Genomic DNA, 16,091 nt, shown 5'->3' with positions numbered 1-16,091 from the left:
AATTTTTTGTTATCAAAGTGAGTGTATGCCATGCTCAATCCACTCTGGTTACACACATTCAAAACCTTGATTGATGTCGGCCACTTCACCCAAACGGCGGAAAAGCTGCACATGACACAGCCTGGGGTCAGTCAGCAGATCAAGAAACTCGAAGCCGCCTGTGGCCATTCACTGATCAAAAGGGAAAATAAAAGCTTTGAGCTGACTGAGCAGGGAAGGCTGGTTTATGAGTACGCGCTGAAAGTGGCCAAGGAAGAAGCAAACCTGATGGAAAACCTGAGCTTTGATAATCCTTACTCGGGCCAATGTAAGCTGTCATGCTCGGGAGCGTTAGCGCTAATGCTGTATCCGCAGCTGTTGTCGTTGCAGCAACAGCATCCCGAATTAAGTATTTATCTTGAAGTGGCACCCAACCATAAAATATTGAACGATGTGCAGTCCGGCGTTATCGATTTAGGCATTGTGACTCACATACCAAATCATGATCTGTACCATAGTCAGGTTATTGGTCATGAAGCCCTCTGTCTGGTACTGCCGGAACACTATCAAGGTGAAGATATCACTCCTGATTTACTGTTTAATTGCGGGTTAATCGGTCATCCGGACGCCAAACATTATTTATCCCTGTACTTTGATTTATGCGGAGATAAAGAGCTTGGAAAAATCAATGTGGATGAGTTACCCAAGGCTGGCTACGTTAATCAACTCAGCCAGATATTGCTCCCCGTCGCTAAAGGGCTGGGTTTTACGGTATTGCCGGAAACCGCGGTGGAAAATTTCTCCGGTAAAGCACATCTGCATATTGCCACACCCGCTGAAACAGTGAAAGAAACGCTATATCTTGTGCAAAAACGTAACCGAGATTTACCCCAACGTTACCAAACCGTTTGCCAGTTACTTTTTGCGGTGCTCTCGTAAACGATGTTAAAACAGAAGCGGTTAATAAGCTTTTTCACACCATGGGTAATCATGGATACTCCTCTTAACGAAGGGGTTCCTACCAGTAGTTTCTTAGGTACCATCGTCAGGTCGCAACAGACTTAGTCATTGGCGCCTTTTATCGTTGGCTGGTCTGCGTTTATGGCTGTGTGATTTTACAGTTCTGTTAAGCAAAGCAAAGCAAAGCAAAGCAAAGCAAAGCAAAGCAAAGCAAAGCAAAGCAAAGCAAAGCAAAGCAAAGCAAAGCAAAGCAAAGCAAAGCAAAGGATAGCAGTATGAAAGTGGTGTGGTTACATGGTCCTCCCGCAGCAGGGAAGTTAACGGTCGCGAAAAAACTCAGTGAGGATTTTGGTTATAAACTCTTCCACAATCATTTAACGGTTGATCTGAGCCTTTCCATTTACGATGCATTTGGCGAAAAGGATTTTTGTGAGTTTACAAATCAGATAAGAAGAATTGTTCTGGCAAAAGCGCAAGCGTTGGGCGTCACGCATTTGGTAATGACGTCGATGACATGTTCAGAAAGTGATGCACAAGAAATACAAAAGTACCTGGCCTTTTTCATCAAGCAGGGGATTGACGTTTATCCGATTCACTTAAATCCTGTTCACAAGGCTTTATACAAGCGTGTAATGTCGGAAGAAAGAGCGGATTCACATAAATTGTCTTGTCAGCATTCACTCGAAAAAGTGCTTACCAAAATGGCGTTCAAGGGGATTGAGCATAAAAATACGCTGTCTATCGATAATACCGACTTATCGGAAAATGAGGTGGCGCAATTGATCGTTGAGCATGTCGGGTAAAATGCTTTGGCATCATAGGGGGCGTTGTCATTCATATTTACAGCAAAACGCGTAAGTACTGTGATGCTGTCATTGAGTAGACGTTCTATCAACAAACAGTATGAACAATTGTCATCAATAGATGGGTTACTGATTTGACCGTAGGAATCGATTCCAATCAAATCAAAATAGTAACCCAGCCACATTTCAATATATGAGTTAGTACTTCGCCGAGAGTTCCTTGCGGATAATGTCTGCTCCTGCACTTAACGCATTGAGCTTACCTCTTGCGACTTCGCGAGACAAAGGTGCCATACCGCAGTTGGTGCAAGGGTAAAGCTTATCAGCATCGACAAATTGCAGGGCTTTGCGCAGCGTGTCGGCGACTTCTTCCGGGGTTTCGATGGTGTTTGTTGCCACATCAATCGCCCCGACCATCACTTTTTTGCCGCGAACCAGTTCAAGCAGTTCGATTGGCACGCGAGAGTTGTGGCACTCCAGTGAAATGATGTCGATGTTCGATTTTTGCAGTTTAGGGAACACTTCTTCGTATTGACGCCACTCAGAGCCTAACGTCTTTTTCCAATCGGTATTGGCTTTGATGCCATAGCCGTAACAAATATGGACAGCCGTTTCACACTTCAGGCCTTCAATCGCGCGTTCCAGCGCCGCGATACCCCACTCGTTGACCTCATCAAAAAACACGTTAAAGGCTGGCTCGTCGAACTGGATGATATCCACACCCGCCGCTTCTAGCTCTTTCGCTTCTTCATTAAGAATTTTGGCAAATTCCCAAGCGAGTTTTTCACGGCTCTTGTAGTGATCATCGTACAAGGTGTCGATCATGGTCATAGGCCCAGGTAAGGCCCATTTAATCGGTTTATCGGTTTGCTGGCGCAAGAACTTGGCATCTTCCACAAATACTGATTTTTGACGCGAAACTGGGCCAACCACCGTCGGGACACTCGCTTCGTAGCGATTACGAATTGTCACCGTCTTACGATTTTCAAAATCAACGCCGCTAAGGTGTTCAATAAACGTTGTCACAAAGTGTTGGCGTGTTTGTTCGCCATCGCTCACGATATCAATATCAGCCAGTTGCTGTTCTTGTAATGACACGCGCAACGCATCATGTTTGCCGTCAATTAATTCTTGACCTTGTAATTTCCAAGGTGACCAAAGTGTTTCTGGTTGAGCAAGCCAAGTCGGTTTAGGTAAGCTGCCAGAGGTTGAAGTCGGTAATAGTTTTTTCATAATAAATTCTTTTGTCTATTTGAGTTAATTACAAAGGGTAGTTGGCAGACCACTGCTCAAGAATCGTTTGGTATGGTTTGATAAAGTGCTGCTCAGCAAATTTCCCTTGCTCAACCGCTAACTGGCTACGCTCTGCGCGATCATAAACAATTTGAGTAATTGAATGGTCAAGGTTCTTTAAATTCGGTTGGTAGCATTTCCCAGCCGAAGAATTGGCATTGTAAATCTCAGGTCGGTAAATTTTTTGGAATGTCTCCATCGTACTGATCGTGCTAATCAGCTCCAGATTGGTGTAATCATTCAATAAGTCACCAAAGAAGAAAAAGGCAAAAGGAGCGGCACTGTTTTCTGGCATAAAATAGCGAACTTGTAAGCCCATCTTTTTGAAATATTGTTCAGTCAACGACGACTCATTAGGCTGGTACTCAAAACCCAAAATAGGATGATGATTTTCAGTGCGATGATAGATCTTACTATCCGACACACTCAGACAGATAACCGGTGGCTTACTAAACGCCTCTTTATAAGTGTCTGAATCAACGAAGCATTTAAATAATTTGCCATGAAGTTCGCCAAAGCCTGCTGGAATGCTGAATTTAGGTTGGTTTTTATTATGCTCTAGCAGCAAAACGCTGAAGTCGTAGTCTCGCACGTAAGAAGAAAAGTTATTGCCTACGATGCCTTCAATGCGTTCGTTAGTTTTTCGATCAAAAATATTTGTCTTCAATATTTCAATCGATGGAAAAGTTTGACCACTGCCTTCAATATCCAAATCAACTGAAATAATTTCAAGTTCAACGGAATAACGATCGCCGCTGGCATTATCCCAGTTCGCCAAAGCATTAAAGCGATTATCAATCATCTTTAAAGCGTTACGCAAATTTGATTGGCGACTTTCACCTCTCGCCAAGTTCGCAAAATTGGTGGTGATACGCGTGCTATCTGAAGGATGATAATTCTCATCGAAAACAACACTATTAATTGTAAATGTAAAGTCTTTATTCATCGTAATCATCCATCCAATGGCTGAGCTTAAACCTGAGTTACTTTCTTGCTCTCTCTGTACTTTTTCAGTTTTTCGACGTTTTTGGTCTTTTAGAATTTGATTCAAAAGACTGATTTGATATTTAACGTCAATATTATCTAGAGTTATGAGCGATGTGTTTTTTATACTTGGATGGTTAAATTTATAAAAATGGTTTTACTTCATATTGAACATGAGAAATATTCATACTCCAATAAAAAAGCAGTGTTCATTAGTGCTTTTTACTCCATTGTGATACCTCACTGTCGGTGAGTACTTTCGTGAATACCTCACCTGAAAAGTGTGATAACCACAGCGCTGAGAATAAGGCAGAGAGTGGTGTTGATTGTTTTCGACGTAGGGCGTTTATTGAAGAAGAACGCCACCGGCTACCGAAAACACACTGGAGCGGCGGCGAATAGAAGATACATCGGCGACGTTTCCAAGTGCAGCAACTCCGTAGAAGGATGAGAATGTGGCAAAGTGGGATAAGGCTGGTCGCCTGTATCGCGCAATCTGACGATGGGAAAGGGGGAGGGAGGCAAAACGCGGTGGATAAGCCGTCCGGCCATACAGCGACGATATCCTGAAGCGGGCAATTCACACTAGGCCAATCTTCGTACTTAAAAAAAAGCGCCTGGAGATGAACACAGGCGCAAAACAGGTACTAATAATCAGGAACCAAAAATCAGGAGTTAATTTAAGGGGGTATGCAAGTCGACCTCTCGTCGCCGACTTGCCACTCATTGGTGAACGGTATAGCCGAGATCAGTCAATAATCTGGGCGACTTCTTTTACCAAAGTTGCCAGTTCATCCCATTGCTCATTGTCGATCAGGTCGTTGGGAACCATCCAGGTGCCACCACAGGCCAGAACCGATGGAATCGCCAGGTAGTCTTTGACGTTTTTCGGGCTGACACCGCCTGTCGGCATGAAATTTACCGGGTAGACAGCCGTCAGGGCTTTCAGCATCGCCGTGCCGCCAGATGGTTCCGCCGGGAAGAATTTCAGAGTGCGCAGTCCCATTTCCATTGCTTGTTCAACCAGGCTAGGGTTGTTTACGCCGGGTACGATGGTGATGTTACGCTGCTGACAGTATTTCACTGTTGTTGGGTTAAAGCCCGGGCTGACGATAAAGTCTACGCCCGCTTCAATAGCCTGATCGACCTGTTCAGTCGTCAGTACAGTACCGGCACCAATCAGCATGTCCGGGTAGGCATCGCGCATGTTTCTGATGGCTGCTGCCGCTTGTTCAGTACGGAAGGTCACCTCAGCACAAGGCAGACCATTTTCAATCAATACCTGAGCCAGCTTCACCGCTTTACCGGCATCTTTGATGGCAATAACAGGGACAACTTTGATGTCACGTAGTTGGCTGTTTAATCCTGAAGCGTCTTGGTTAGACATAATCCTCTCCATATAGTGCTTGTTTTGAAAAGCACTTGTTTTAAATAGTGCTCGTCTTAAATCGTGTTCTTCGTAAAAATGCATTTCATTAACAGAAATAAGATAAAAGTCAGCCTGTTAATCTCACCATGCGTTTTTACGTTTTATGTATTGGGGGTATAGGCTCAAATCTGTCGCTGCCAGATTTTTCTCGAGTCAGAGTGTGTGCCTTGTAAGGCTTGTTACCTTCAAATCTCGGGCATGGCATCTTTGGGAATAATCGCCCCGCGATGCTGGATGACTCGACCGGCAACAATATGTCCCGCCAGAGCGGCATCTTGCTCGCTGCCGCCAGTCAGGCGCTTAGCCAGATAGCCGGCACTGAATGAATCTCCCGCCGCTGTGGTATCGATGATATTGGCGACAGGGGGTGGCGTGACCGCGATAGAGAGCTGACCGCTAATCACCAAACAATCTTCACCGCCGCGTTTCACCACAATTTCTTTTACGCCAAAGGCCTGAGTACGCGCAATGGCTTGATCTTCCTGCTCATCGCCGTAAAGCATGACTTCGTCGTCGAAGGTCAGGAAAGCGATATCTGTCAGGGCGAGCATCTCGGCGTAACATGCCCGGGCGTGCTCTGCTGAGGACCACAAAGCCGGACGGTAGTTGTTATCAAACGCAATCATGCCACCTTGTTGGCGATAAGCCGTCAACAGTTCAAACAAGGTGCGACGGCCATCGTCAGGCAAAATTGCCAGGCTGATCCCGCTCAGGTACACCATTTGATGCTGACATAAATCTCTCAGCAGATGTTGGGGATCTTGCTCTCGCAGCCAGTATTTAGCCGCAGAGTCATTGCGCCAGTAGTAGAAACTGCGCTCACCGTCATCACGGGTCTGAATGGCATAAATCCCCGGCAGCTTGTCGGAGGATAGATACACCATTGAGGTATCCAGCCCTTCGGTTTGCCACGCCGACAGCATGTCAGCACTGAAAGGATCCTGCCCCAACCCCGTTAGGTAAGACGTCGTAATGCCCTGTTGGTGAGTCAGGCGCGAGAGGTAAACCGCAGTATTGAGGGTATCGCCGCCAAAGCCCTGAGTGATGGTATCACCGACTTTTTTCAGCTCGACCATGCACTCACCGATGATGGCCACTCGACTAATTGGATTCATAGGATGTCTCCTGAACATTTCTTGAGGCTATTATGACCGTTTTGAAAACTTGTGAAAATAAAAATAAAACAACGGTTCAAAAAAATGTGAGCGTGATCGGTTCGCAGCGTTCTGTTTGCAGCAATCTGTTTGCAGCATGGAATCGCTTTTGCCCGACTCACAATTAAACGGTATATCGCTGCCCGGCAGACAATTAGGATCAGACAGTGGTCGATTTGGCGATCGCAGAAAACGCGAAAATCCTAATTCGATTGGCTGAGCAGAATAAAAAAACCGGCCTGTAAAGACCGGTTTGTTCGTTATTCCCGTTGTTCAGTATCGCTGGATAGAATGCGATAAATTAGTTCAGCAGAGCGCGAACGTAGGCTTCGATCTCTGCATCCTGGCAGTTTTCAAAGAAGCACTGCTGGAAGCGCTCACCGGAAACGGCGGTTTTCACCAGTTCCTGATCGATAGCACGCAGTGAATCCAAGTAGTTTTCTTTCACCACAGCGGCTTTCACTTCGTTCAGAATACCTGCATTACGTTGCTGAGGTTCAGCACGCTCGATTGGGTAGCCTTGACCACGTTCACCAGTCAGGAACGCTTTTTCAAAGATATAGCGAACGTTCAGTTCCGCGCCCCAGCCATAGCCTTTGGCAAAGGCCAGAGACAGTGCATTACCGTTGTTGATTTGATTAAACAGGAATGCATCTGATGGATCCAGGCAGTAACCACACACTACGCCTGGGTGGATGTTCAGAGACATCATTGCGCCCTGACCTGTACCACAGCCGGTAACCACAAAATCAACCGCTTTTGAATTCAGCAGGATGCTGGCCATGATACCCAGGTGGATGTAAGTCAGGTGATGATCATTCTCGTCACTCATACCAACGTTATAGACCGGGTACTCATTCGCTTTTACCACGGTTTGAAGTTCATTCAGCACAGTGGCGTTTTTCGCGGCCTGGCTGTTTTCCATCATTAGTGCAATTTTCATGGTTTCTCCTGCAGTCGTACTGCGATTCAATATTCGGTTATTGATAGCTATTTCCGAAAGCCGTTCATTGAGAGCGTTGTAAACAGTGCTTTCTGACACTGTTGTTTTTCACTGTCTATTCTTGCAACTTGCAACCGGCTTTCTTACAAAAGTCTTTTTACACAATTACGTCTTATAAGAAGTCTTTGCGCATTGGTGTGAAGTTATCAATCAGCACACCAGCTTCCAGGCACACACAGCCATGCTCAATATTCGGCTCTTTGTACATGGTGTCACCGGCTTTGACGATCTTCGTTTCGTCGCCGATGGTGAACTCGAACACACCAGAAAGGACATAGGTCAGTTGCTCGTGCGGGTGGCTGTGCATAGTGCCGACAGCGCCTTTGTCGAAGCGCACTTCAACGGCCATCATGTTGTCACTGTGAGCCAGAACCTTACGGGTAATACCGTTGCCGAGGTCTTCCAGTTCAATCTGATCATTAAATACAAACATGTCTTACCTACAATTTAGTTGTTCAGCGCCGGTTGTTGCTGTCGATCTCGGTGAAGCCGGTAAATCGTGATGATATTGACGCTGATAACAGTCATCTCCAGCAGCGATCCACCAATAGAACCGATGGACAGGTTGTTGATCAGCCAGCAAGTTGCCCCAGCCAGAAAGCCCAACCGCATCGCGATGCCTTTCAGCATAAACACAGAATAAGTGCCGATGACAGTGCCCAATATTGGCCAGAGCTCCCAGAGGTTGTCAGCCAGCCAGACGCCACTGATCAGGCTGATGCTGATAAACAGAGCAGCCACTTTGATGGATGAAACATAAATGGCTGTCGCGGTACGCAGTGCCGATAACAGGGCACTGAGCGCCGACACCAGCGAGCCCAGTAACAGGAAGTGCACCAGATGGTTCAGGTTGAAAATCAGCATGACGATTTTCAGTTTTCGATCATCCTTCTGGTAGAAGGTCGAAATACCCAGAGCAAAGCTGACAAAACCCAGTGCCTGTGCGAATGAAATATCCACCGTTATATCCCTGTTACCAGACTTGCTACGGTTTTATCGTGCCAGCCAGCCGCCATCAACCGCGATGGTGTAGCCGTTAATGTAATCAGACGCCTTAGACGCCAGGAACACACATGGGCCCTGCAGGTCTTCCGGTGTACCCCAGCGCTCAGCAGGAATACGCTCCAGAATCGCTTGGTTACGATCTGCATCAGCACGTAGCGCAGCGGTGTTGTTTGTTGCCATGTAGCCCGGTGCAATAGCATTCACGTTGATGTTGTGCTTCGCCCATTCGTTGGCCATCAGACGAGTAATCCCCATCACACCACTTTTTGATGCAGTGTAGGAAGGAACACGGATACCACCCTGGAAGGAAAGCATAGAAGCCACGTTGATGATTTTGCCGCCTTCACCCTGTGCGATGAACTGCTTGGCTACCGCCTGAGACATAAAGAACACAGATTTGATGTTGATGTTCATGACATCATCCCAGTCTTGCTCAGAAAATTCGATGGCATCATTACGGCGGATAATACCGGCGTTGTTTACCAGAATATCGATACGACCCAGTTCAGTGACCGCGTGATCGACAATTGACGGAATGTCATCGAGTTTCATCAGGTTAGCGCGGATATCAACGAACTTACGTCCAGTCTCTGCAATTTTTGCCATTGTTTCAGTGGGTTCGGTGATGTTTACGCCCACGATGTCACAGCCTGCACGCGCCAGTCCCAGTGCCATACCCTGGCCCAGACCTGTATCACAACCCGTTACGATTGCTACTTTTCCCTGCAGATTAAATGAATCAAGAGTCATACGGTTTTCCTCACTATTTTCGTCGGTAGTGACTTTCTCGCTGGGAGCCATCACTGTTGTTGAGGTAACCATAGCAACAAAAAGAAACCTCACACAAATAAAATTGAAAAAGCGTTTTAAAAATATTGATGGAGATCTGCTTTTTCGGGTTATGAAGGGGTGAGCGGTTTCAAAATATTGAAAAGCGATTTTAAAAAATCTGGTTCATGATGCATCTTGAGGTATAATCACCAGCAATCGGACACAGAAAGGATCAATAATGGAAAAGTCAACGCAGCCTGAAGCGGTTTCTTCCGTCCTCAAGGTTTTTAATATCCTTCAGGCTTTGGGTGAACAAAAAGAGATTGGGGTGTCTGAACTGTCTCAGCGCCTGATGATGTCAAAAGCCACGACCTACCGTTTCCTGCAGACCATGAAGTCAATGGGATATGTTGCTCAGGAAGGTGAGGCAGATAAGTACTCGCTAACTCTGAAACTCTTTGAACTTGGCTCAAAGTCGCTGGAATACGTCGACCTTATCGCACTGGCAGATAAAGAGATGCGCATTATTTCCCAGCAAACGAATGAAGCATTGCACCTGGGTGCGCTGGATGAAAATGCCATTATTTACATCCACAAAATCGACTCAGGCTACAACCTGCGCATGCAATCTCGTATTGGTCGCCGTAACCCGCTTTACAGTACTGCTATTGGTAAGGTGCTGCTGGCAGAACGTGATGAGCAGTTTGTGCGAGACACGCTGGCCGGTGTTGAGTTTATTAAGCACACGGAAAAAACATTGGAAAATGTGGACCAGTTGCTTGAAGAACTGGTGATGGTGAAAGAGCGCCATTACGCGGAAGACAATGAAGAGCAGGAGCCGGGTCTGCGTTGTATTGCGGCACCGATTTATGACCGGTTCGGAAATGTGATTGCTGGTTTGTCGATGTCGTTCCCGACGATTCGTTTTGATGTGGATAGTTTGTCGAGCTATGTTGGCATGTTGCAACAGGCCGGAAAAAACATTTCAGAGCAACTGGGTTACCACGATTACCCGGCATAAGCTAAGAGGAGCAGCCGCTAGGCTGCTTTTTTTGCCGTTAATCAAACCATCGAAACGCTGTTTCAATTTTGTGAGATAAGAGTATGGGAACATCACTGACCTGCAATATTTTTGACTTTCTGGTCACCATTGATCCGTTCGATAAACTGCCTGAAGCCCTGGTGCGAGCACTGTCAAAGGTTGTGAAAGTCCGATACCTGGCTCATGGCGAAGAAATTGAATTCAGCGCGCAGTGTGCGCAGCGGTTTCTTTACATCATTCGAACCGGCGCGATTGAGCAGCGTCGTTCAAACGGCGAACTTCGCGCACGTCTTGGTGCCGAGGATCAGTTTGGTTTTACTTTCCTCAAGCCGATGACGAATGCTGAAGATGGCTACCGGGCACAAGCGATCGAAGATTCGCTGTTGTACCTTATCCCGCATCAGGAATTACAGCGGATTTGCTCCGAATACCCCGAGTTTGAAAATTACTTTGCCAGTCAGGCACAAGTGCGTCTGCATTCTGCAGTGAATGACGTGTGCCGCAAGGAAGAGAAAGGTCTGTTCTTTCGGCGGGTCGGGGAAATCGCCAGTGAAAACATTACTATCGTGACAGAAGACACTCCGATACAGGAAGTGGCGCGTCGGATGTGCTGCGGCGAGCGCAGCTCTTGCGCGGTAGTGAAAAAAGGCGATGAGATTGTCGGGCTGGTCACCGACCGTGATATGACAAGCAGTGTCGTGGCGACCGGCATTGATACCCGTCAGCCTATCAGTACCGTGATGACTCAGTCGCCGGTACTGATTCAGAGTGATGATAAAGTCATTCAGGCGGTATCCCTGATGCTGCAATACAACATCCGTTGTCTGCCGGTGGTGAAAGGCAACGAGGTCACCGGTCTGCTGACCACTTCGCACCTGGTACATAACCACCGCACACAGGCTCTGTTTCTGATTGAAAAAATCAAGTATGCCAGCTCAGTCAATGCGTTGGCTTCACTCCGTGATGAACGCCAATCGATTTTTGAAGCACTGGTCGAAAGTGGCGTCAGCGCTGAGATTCAAGGTCGGGTGATGTCGATGATCATGGACGCTTTCACGCGTCGGATCATCCAGCTGACGGAAGAACTGCTTGGCCCGCCACCCTGTGATTATGCCTGGGTCGTCGCGGGTTCTCATGCCCGCAATGAAGTCCACATGTTGTCAGATCAGGACAGTGCTATCGTTCTGTCCGATGTTGTCAAAGAAGAGGATAAACTCTATTTCACCCATCTCGCGATGCGGGTCTGTAACGGGTTGGCCGCGTGTGGCTACCCGTTGTGTGACGGTAAGTACATGGCGGCCTCACCGAAGTGGTGCCAACCATTGTCACGCTGGAAAGAGTATTATCAGAAGTGGGTGAACAGCCCTGAATACAACAAATTGCTCAGTATCAGTGTGTTTCTGGAGGTTCGGGCGATTTACGGTAATGGCGAACTGGTCGAGCAGATGCAGCACTATCTGCATCAACGGATCCAGAGCAGTCATAACTTCATTCCGGCACTGGTAAAAGACGCCATTGAAACGCAGCCGCCACTGGGGATCTTCAATAATCTGGTGCTGGAAAAAGGGGGAGAAAACAGTAACACCCTCAATATCAAGAAGTATGCGCTTAACCTTATTATTGATCTGGCTCGGATATTCAGCTTGTCAGCCGGCGGGTCAATGACTGGGACTGAAGAGCGGTTCCGATATGCTGCCGAGCAGGGCGCGATGTCGCAGGACAGCTGCGATAATATTATAGGAGCATACCGGTTTATCACTCAGGTCAGATTCAAACACCAGTTGCAGGCTATCAAGGCCGGCAAAGAGCCGAATAATCATATTGCTCCGGACAACTTCAGTAGTTTTGAGCGCAAGCATTTGAAAGATGCGTTCAAAATTATCAATGAGATGCAGGATGTCGCCAAGTTGCGTTACCTGAAAGGATAAGCTGTATGTTACGCAAACTAAAATCATCGTTGGCCAAGAAACCCAATCCGGAACAACATCGGCAATCGATTCATATTGATGCGCACTGGCCGGAAGGGGTGAACCGTTATCTGTCAACGCCGTTACCGGATATCCGCAGTCGGCTGGAAGATGTGTCTTTTGTGGCGCTGGATTTTGAAACAACCGGTGTCGAACCGGGGAATGACCAGATCCTGAGCATTGGCTTTGTGCCGCTGACGCTGAACGAAATTGCGGTTGAACAATCTGCCGAGCTGTTTGTGCGGCACGGACAGTTTGTAAAAGCAGTCAGTGCCGAGGTTAACCACATTACCCCGAAACTGCTGGAAAATGGGGTGAGCCTGGATCAGGGGATGAGCGATTTATTTCGTGCCATTGCGGGCAAAGTTGTTGTCGTTCATGGTGCCTGCATTGAAAAGGGCTTTCTTGAGCACTACTTTCGTACCCGTTATCAGTCAACCACCTTACCGTGCGTTATTCTCGATACGCTGCTGATTGAGAAACTCTGGACCTACCGAGGCAAGACCGGTGGCCATGCGAGTTTCCAGCTATCCGATTTGCGCGAAACCTACAAACTGCCCGCGTACCATGGGCACTCAGCAGCCATTGATGCGTTGGCCTGCGCGGAGTTGTTCCTGGCGCAGTACAGAAAAATCCCTGACCTGGCAACAGCTTCACTCTGTAAGTTGATGGTGCACTAATGGCCTCTTCTCGTGCGAATACGGGCGCCCGTTTTCTTTGCTAAACCGACTAATAGGAGAGGCGATTGGCTTTGGTTGTGCGATATGGCTCTGTTGAGATATTGCATCTGGCCTCATTAAGAGCCCGGATTGCTAACAGCAAACTCAGCCAGCAAAAACAGTTGCACCCGCAGTTGCAATGGATAGAGATAAATGCATTGAAAGAAAAAGAAAAAGAAAAAGAAAAAAAAGGCTGACCCCTGATTACGGTCTGGGTCAGCCCAAAAGGACACCTGAGCAGGTTGGCATGTCGTAAGGCTCAGGTGTGCCGGTGCGCATGAGTATGGTGGCACTTAGTGCCGCTGAATCGCTGCTAGGAAAGCTGTGTGCAAATAAGCAGTGGTTCAGATGTTGCAGTGACACAGTTGTTGCATTGGTTCAAATGGTTCAAATGGTTCAGTAGTAGCCAGAGCTCAGTAGTCGCAATAGCTCAGCAGTACCAAAGGTTCAGCTATAGCCGCAGTTCGTCAAGTGGTTACGTTGACGCATCAGCGATAAGGCTTACTGCAGGTAAGCGTTCAGCATCCAGGTTTCTTTCTCTTGCTGACTGATGTAATCGCTCAGCAGTCCGACGCTACCCTCATCACCCAGTTCACTGGCCGTTGTCAGAATCTGCCGTTGTTTAACCAGCAGGGTCTGGTAAGCCGCCAGCACATGTTTAATCGCCGCAGTCCCTTCAGTGACATCCAGTGTTTCACTGATATCAGACAATGCCAGGTATTTTGAGTAACCGTGAACCGGTTGCGAGCCCAGAGTCAGAATACGCTCAGCCAGCTCATCCACCTTCACCACCAGATCGGTATACATCTCTTCAAATTTTGCGTGCAGCTCGAAGAAATCGCGCCCCTTGATGTTCCAGTGGTATCCGCGAACGTTCATGTAGAGCACCTGATAGTCCGCCAGTAGCTTGTTCAGTTCGTCAGTCAGTGCCTTCGCTTCAGTTTTGTTCAGGCCAATCAGATTCTTTTCCATATGTCCTCCGGCTTGTTGCAATCGAATGTGACAGTAAATGCTTATTCCGTATCGGATATGGGGTTAGATTACGGTGGATGTGTCTATTTGAGAAATCGATTGAAATTATTGTTCCGATAGGCAAAAACTATGGATGTGTGAGGGAGTGGCGTTAAGCCATCAAAAATTTCGTGCGCAAACAGATGTATGGAAGATCACACTTTTCATCTGAGGCACTGCATGGAAAAGGGGACAATGACACAAATTTATAAACTGGCATTAAAGTTACGGCAGATTGTTCAGATATAGTGACCACTTAGTCACTTATAAGATCAATGAGATAGCACTCGGTTAGGAGGGCTCCTCAAAAAATGATCAATCCACTCAGTTGCATTGGGACACTCAGAATGAAAAGAATAATCCTGCTGGTAGTCTGCGTTATGTTCGGCATTGCCGTCATAGCGAGTATGGCTTCGACTTACTTTATTTCCAGCCAGAAAATCGACGAAATCATATTAAATAAATCTCAGGTTCAGGCTGAATTTCTGGCTGAAAATGCGGCATACATTCTGGAGCATTCTGATCGCCCGCAAGCCGATTTGCAGGCATTGGTTGATTCTCTGAAGCAGCGCTCTGACATCAGCTATGCCATCGTTATTGATAGTCATGTGAAAGCCGTGGCGCACAGTGACAAACAAAAGCTCAATAAGGTGTATGACGACAGCTATACCATAGACGGCGCGACCAAAGGTGTTCAGCAGTATTCAAAATGGTATGCCGATGTTCAGAAAGTCTGGGTGTTCGACATCATGTCGCCAATTTATGTCAATGGACAGCTGTACGGGACGTTAGATATCGGTATTCCCATCACGGAAGTCAGCGAGGCGACTAACGGGATCATCACGTATCAGCTGATTTCTATTGTTGCCATTTTCTTACTGTGTGTTGTTGTGCTTTCCGGATTACTGGGTCGACTGCTAAAGCCACTTTCAGTGCTGAAAAATGCCCTGCAGGACATTTCTAAAGGTGATGGTGATTTGACGGTGCGCCTGCCGGTGAAAGGGAATGATGAAGTAGCGCAAATTTCTTCTGCATTCAATACCTTTGTGAATAAAGTCCATGAAATTATCTCGCAGGTGGTGAATACCGGGGTTGAGCTCAACGGATCGGCCTTAGCGCTGCGTCAGCAGTCGCAAAATGCGCTGCAACGAGGTCAGGAACAAAACGAGCAAACCATGCTGGTGGTGACCTCGATGAATGAAATGATCGCGACCGTAAACGAAATCGCTTCCAATGCGGCTGGTGCTGCAGATGCAGCCAGCAATGCGAATAACGAAACTCAGTCTGGTTATCAAACGTTGCAAAAATCGACTACGGCGATCAGCAACCTTGAATCCGAAATGAATAATACCTCGAGTGTAATTTTGACTCTGGCGGATAAAACACAATCGATTGGCTCTATCCTTGAGGTTATCCGCGGTATTTCAGAACAGACCAATCTGCTGGCTCTGAATGCTGCCATTGAAGCGGCAAGGGCCGGTGACGCTGGCCGTGGTTTTGCTGTTGTTGCTGATGAGGTTCGCAATCTCGCTACGAAAACGGCACAGTCTACGGATGAGATCAATGCGATGATTAATCAGTTGCAGGCGGAAGCACAAAATGCGGTGACGTCGATGGAAAGCAGTAAATCGCTGATTAAGGAAGGGGCGAGCGAAACAGAGCTGGCACGTAAGGCGCTGGAAGAAATTTCCCGTCAGGTCATGACTATTCTGGATATTAATACTCAGGTCGCGACGGCAACGGAACAACAATCCACGGTGGCCAATGAGATTAATATGAACATGGATACGGTCAGTCATTTGGTCAAAGACGGGCTCAGCGCCAGCCAGGAGCTGGAAGTGTCCAGCAAGCAGCTCGCAGAGCTGTCTCAGGTGCTTGACCATCATGTCGGCGCGTTTAAAATCTAGCCGAGCATAAACTTCAGGCACAAACGACCAGGTGTGAATAGCTAAGGCATTTATTGCTAAGGTG

At 47.2% G+C, this 16,091-nt stretch carries 16 protein-coding genes; 7 read left to right on the top strand and 9 right to left on the bottom strand.

Annotated elements, in window-relative coordinates; genetic code table 11:
- The first annotated feature begins 30 nt into the window (after window positions 1-30).
- Both PGW97_RS22740 and PGW97_RS22735 read left to right on the top strand, forming a co-directional pair.
- Complete coding sequence (locus PGW97_RS22740; RefSeq protein WP_273859922.1) at window positions 31-918, top strand: LysR family transcriptional regulator; 888 nt, start codon at window positions 31-33, stop codon at window positions 916-918.
- A gap of 296 nt (window positions 919-1,214) precedes the next feature.
- The gene (locus PGW97_RS22735) at window positions 1,215-1,742 is read left to right on the top strand and encodes a hypothetical protein (protein ID WP_047886201.1); all 528 of its coding nucleotides are present in this window, start codon (window positions 1,215-1,217) and stop codon (window positions 1,740-1,742) included.
- 198 nt (window positions 1,743-1,940) lie between these two features.
- Here the strand turns inward: PGW97_RS22735 and PGW97_RS22730 are convergent, their stop codons facing one another.
- The 8 genes from PGW97_RS22730 to kduD all read right to left on the bottom strand — a co-directional run bounded on the left by PGW97_RS22730 (window position 1,941) and on the right by kduD (window position 9,360).
- On the bottom strand, window positions 1,941-2,975 hold the full coding sequence (locus tag PGW97_RS22730; protein ID WP_047886200.1) for a methionine synthase: 1,035 nt from the start codon (window positions 2,973-2,975) through the stop codon (window positions 1,941-1,943).
- 28 nt (window positions 2,976-3,003) lie between these two features.
- Window positions 3,004-3,981: a DUF1852 domain-containing protein gene (locus PGW97_RS22725; RefSeq protein WP_217393327.1), complete on the bottom strand. Its 978-nt coding sequence runs from the start codon at window positions 3,979-3,981 to the stop codon at window positions 3,004-3,006.
- Between the two features lie 786 nt (window positions 3,982-4,767).
- Window positions 4,768-5,406 carry a bifunctional 4-hydroxy-2-oxoglutarate aldolase/2-dehydro-3-deoxy-phosphogluconate aldolase gene (locus PGW97_RS22720; RefSeq protein ID WP_047886198.1) on the bottom strand — a complete coding sequence of 213 codons (639 nt, stop codon included), beginning with the start codon at window positions 5,404-5,406 and terminating at the stop codon, window positions 4,768-4,770.
- Window positions 5,407-5,633: 227 nt separating this feature from the next.
- Window positions 5,634-6,563, bottom strand: coding sequence for a sugar kinase (locus tag PGW97_RS22715; RefSeq protein ID WP_273859921.1), 930 nt, complete (start codon window positions 6,561-6,563; stop codon window positions 5,634-5,636).
- A 340-nt stretch (window positions 6,564-6,903) separates the two neighbouring features.
- Complete coding sequence (locus PGW97_RS22710; protein WP_047886196.1) at window positions 6,904-7,545, bottom strand: RpiB/LacA/LacB family sugar-phosphate isomerase; 642 nt, start codon at window positions 7,543-7,545, stop codon at window positions 6,904-6,906.
- 172 nt (window positions 7,546-7,717) lie between these two features.
- Complete coding sequence (locus PGW97_RS22705) at window positions 7,718-8,038, bottom strand: cupin domain-containing protein (protein WP_047886195.1); 321 nt, start codon at window positions 8,036-8,038, stop codon at window positions 7,718-7,720.
- 14 nt (window positions 8,039-8,052) lie between these two features.
- A complete protein-coding gene (locus PGW97_RS22700) occupies window positions 8,053-8,571 on the bottom strand; it encodes a YgjV family protein (protein ID WP_207104259.1) in 519 nt (172 codons plus the stop codon).
- Between the two features lie 27 nt (window positions 8,572-8,598).
- The gene (kduD, locus tag PGW97_RS22695; protein ID WP_047886193.1) at window positions 8,599-9,360 is read right to left on the bottom strand and encodes a 2-dehydro-3-deoxy-D-gluconate 5-dehydrogenase KduD; all 762 of its coding nucleotides are present in this window, start codon (window positions 9,358-9,360) and stop codon (window positions 8,599-8,601) included.
- A gap of 259 nt (window positions 9,361-9,619) precedes the next feature.
- Here kduD and kdgR point away from each other — a divergent pair, with 259 nt between their 5' ends.
- From kdgR to PGW97_RS22675, 4 genes are all read left to right on the top strand, one after another.
- Window positions 9,620-10,402 (top strand): DNA-binding transcriptional regulator KdgR, encoded by a 783-nt coding sequence (gene kdgR / locus PGW97_RS22690; RefSeq protein ID WP_207103816.1) that lies wholly within the window; start codon window positions 9,620-9,622, stop codon window positions 10,400-10,402.
- A gap of 83 nt (window positions 10,403-10,485) precedes the next feature.
- Window positions 10,486-12,351, top strand: coding sequence for a DUF294 nucleotidyltransferase-like domain-containing protein (locus PGW97_RS22685; RefSeq protein WP_273859920.1), 1,866 nt, complete (start codon window positions 10,486-10,488; stop codon window positions 12,349-12,351).
- A gap of 5 nt (window positions 12,352-12,356) precedes the next feature.
- The gene (locus PGW97_RS22680; RefSeq protein ID WP_047886190.1) at window positions 12,357-13,070 is read left to right on the top strand and encodes an exonuclease domain-containing protein; all 714 of its coding nucleotides are present in this window, start codon (window positions 12,357-12,359) and stop codon (window positions 13,068-13,070) included.
- Window positions 13,071-13,135: 65 nt separating this feature from the next.
- Window positions 13,136-13,306 (top strand): hypothetical protein, encoded by a 171-nt coding sequence (locus PGW97_RS22675; protein WP_273859919.1) that lies wholly within the window; start codon window positions 13,136-13,138, stop codon window positions 13,304-13,306.
- A gap of 304 nt (window positions 13,307-13,610) precedes the next feature.
- Here PGW97_RS22675 and PGW97_RS22670 read toward each other — a convergent pair whose 3' ends face one another.
- Entirely contained in the window at window positions 13,611-14,081 is a 471-nt protein-coding gene (locus tag PGW97_RS22670) for a Dps family protein (RefSeq protein ID WP_273859918.1), read from the bottom strand.
- A gap of 386 nt (window positions 14,082-14,467) precedes the next feature.
- On the opposite strand from PGW97_RS22670, the gene PGW97_RS22665 reads away from it, so the two are divergent.
- Window positions 14,468-16,027 carry a methyl-accepting chemotaxis protein gene (locus tag PGW97_RS22665; protein ID WP_273859917.1) on the top strand — a complete coding sequence of 520 codons (1,560 nt, stop codon included), beginning with the start codon at window positions 14,468-14,470 and terminating at the stop codon, window positions 16,025-16,027.
- Window positions 16,028-16,091 lie beyond the last annotated feature (64 nt).

Origin of the sequence: Photobacterium sp. GSS17, from assembly GCF_028621875.1 — a bacterium.
In the GTDB taxonomy this organism is placed as follows: domain Bacteria; phylum Pseudomonadota; class Gammaproteobacteria; order Enterobacterales; family Vibrionaceae; genus Photobacterium; species Photobacterium ganghwense.
Note: the sequence above shows the minus strand (reverse complement) of the source record. Positions and strands in the feature narration are given on the sequence as shown.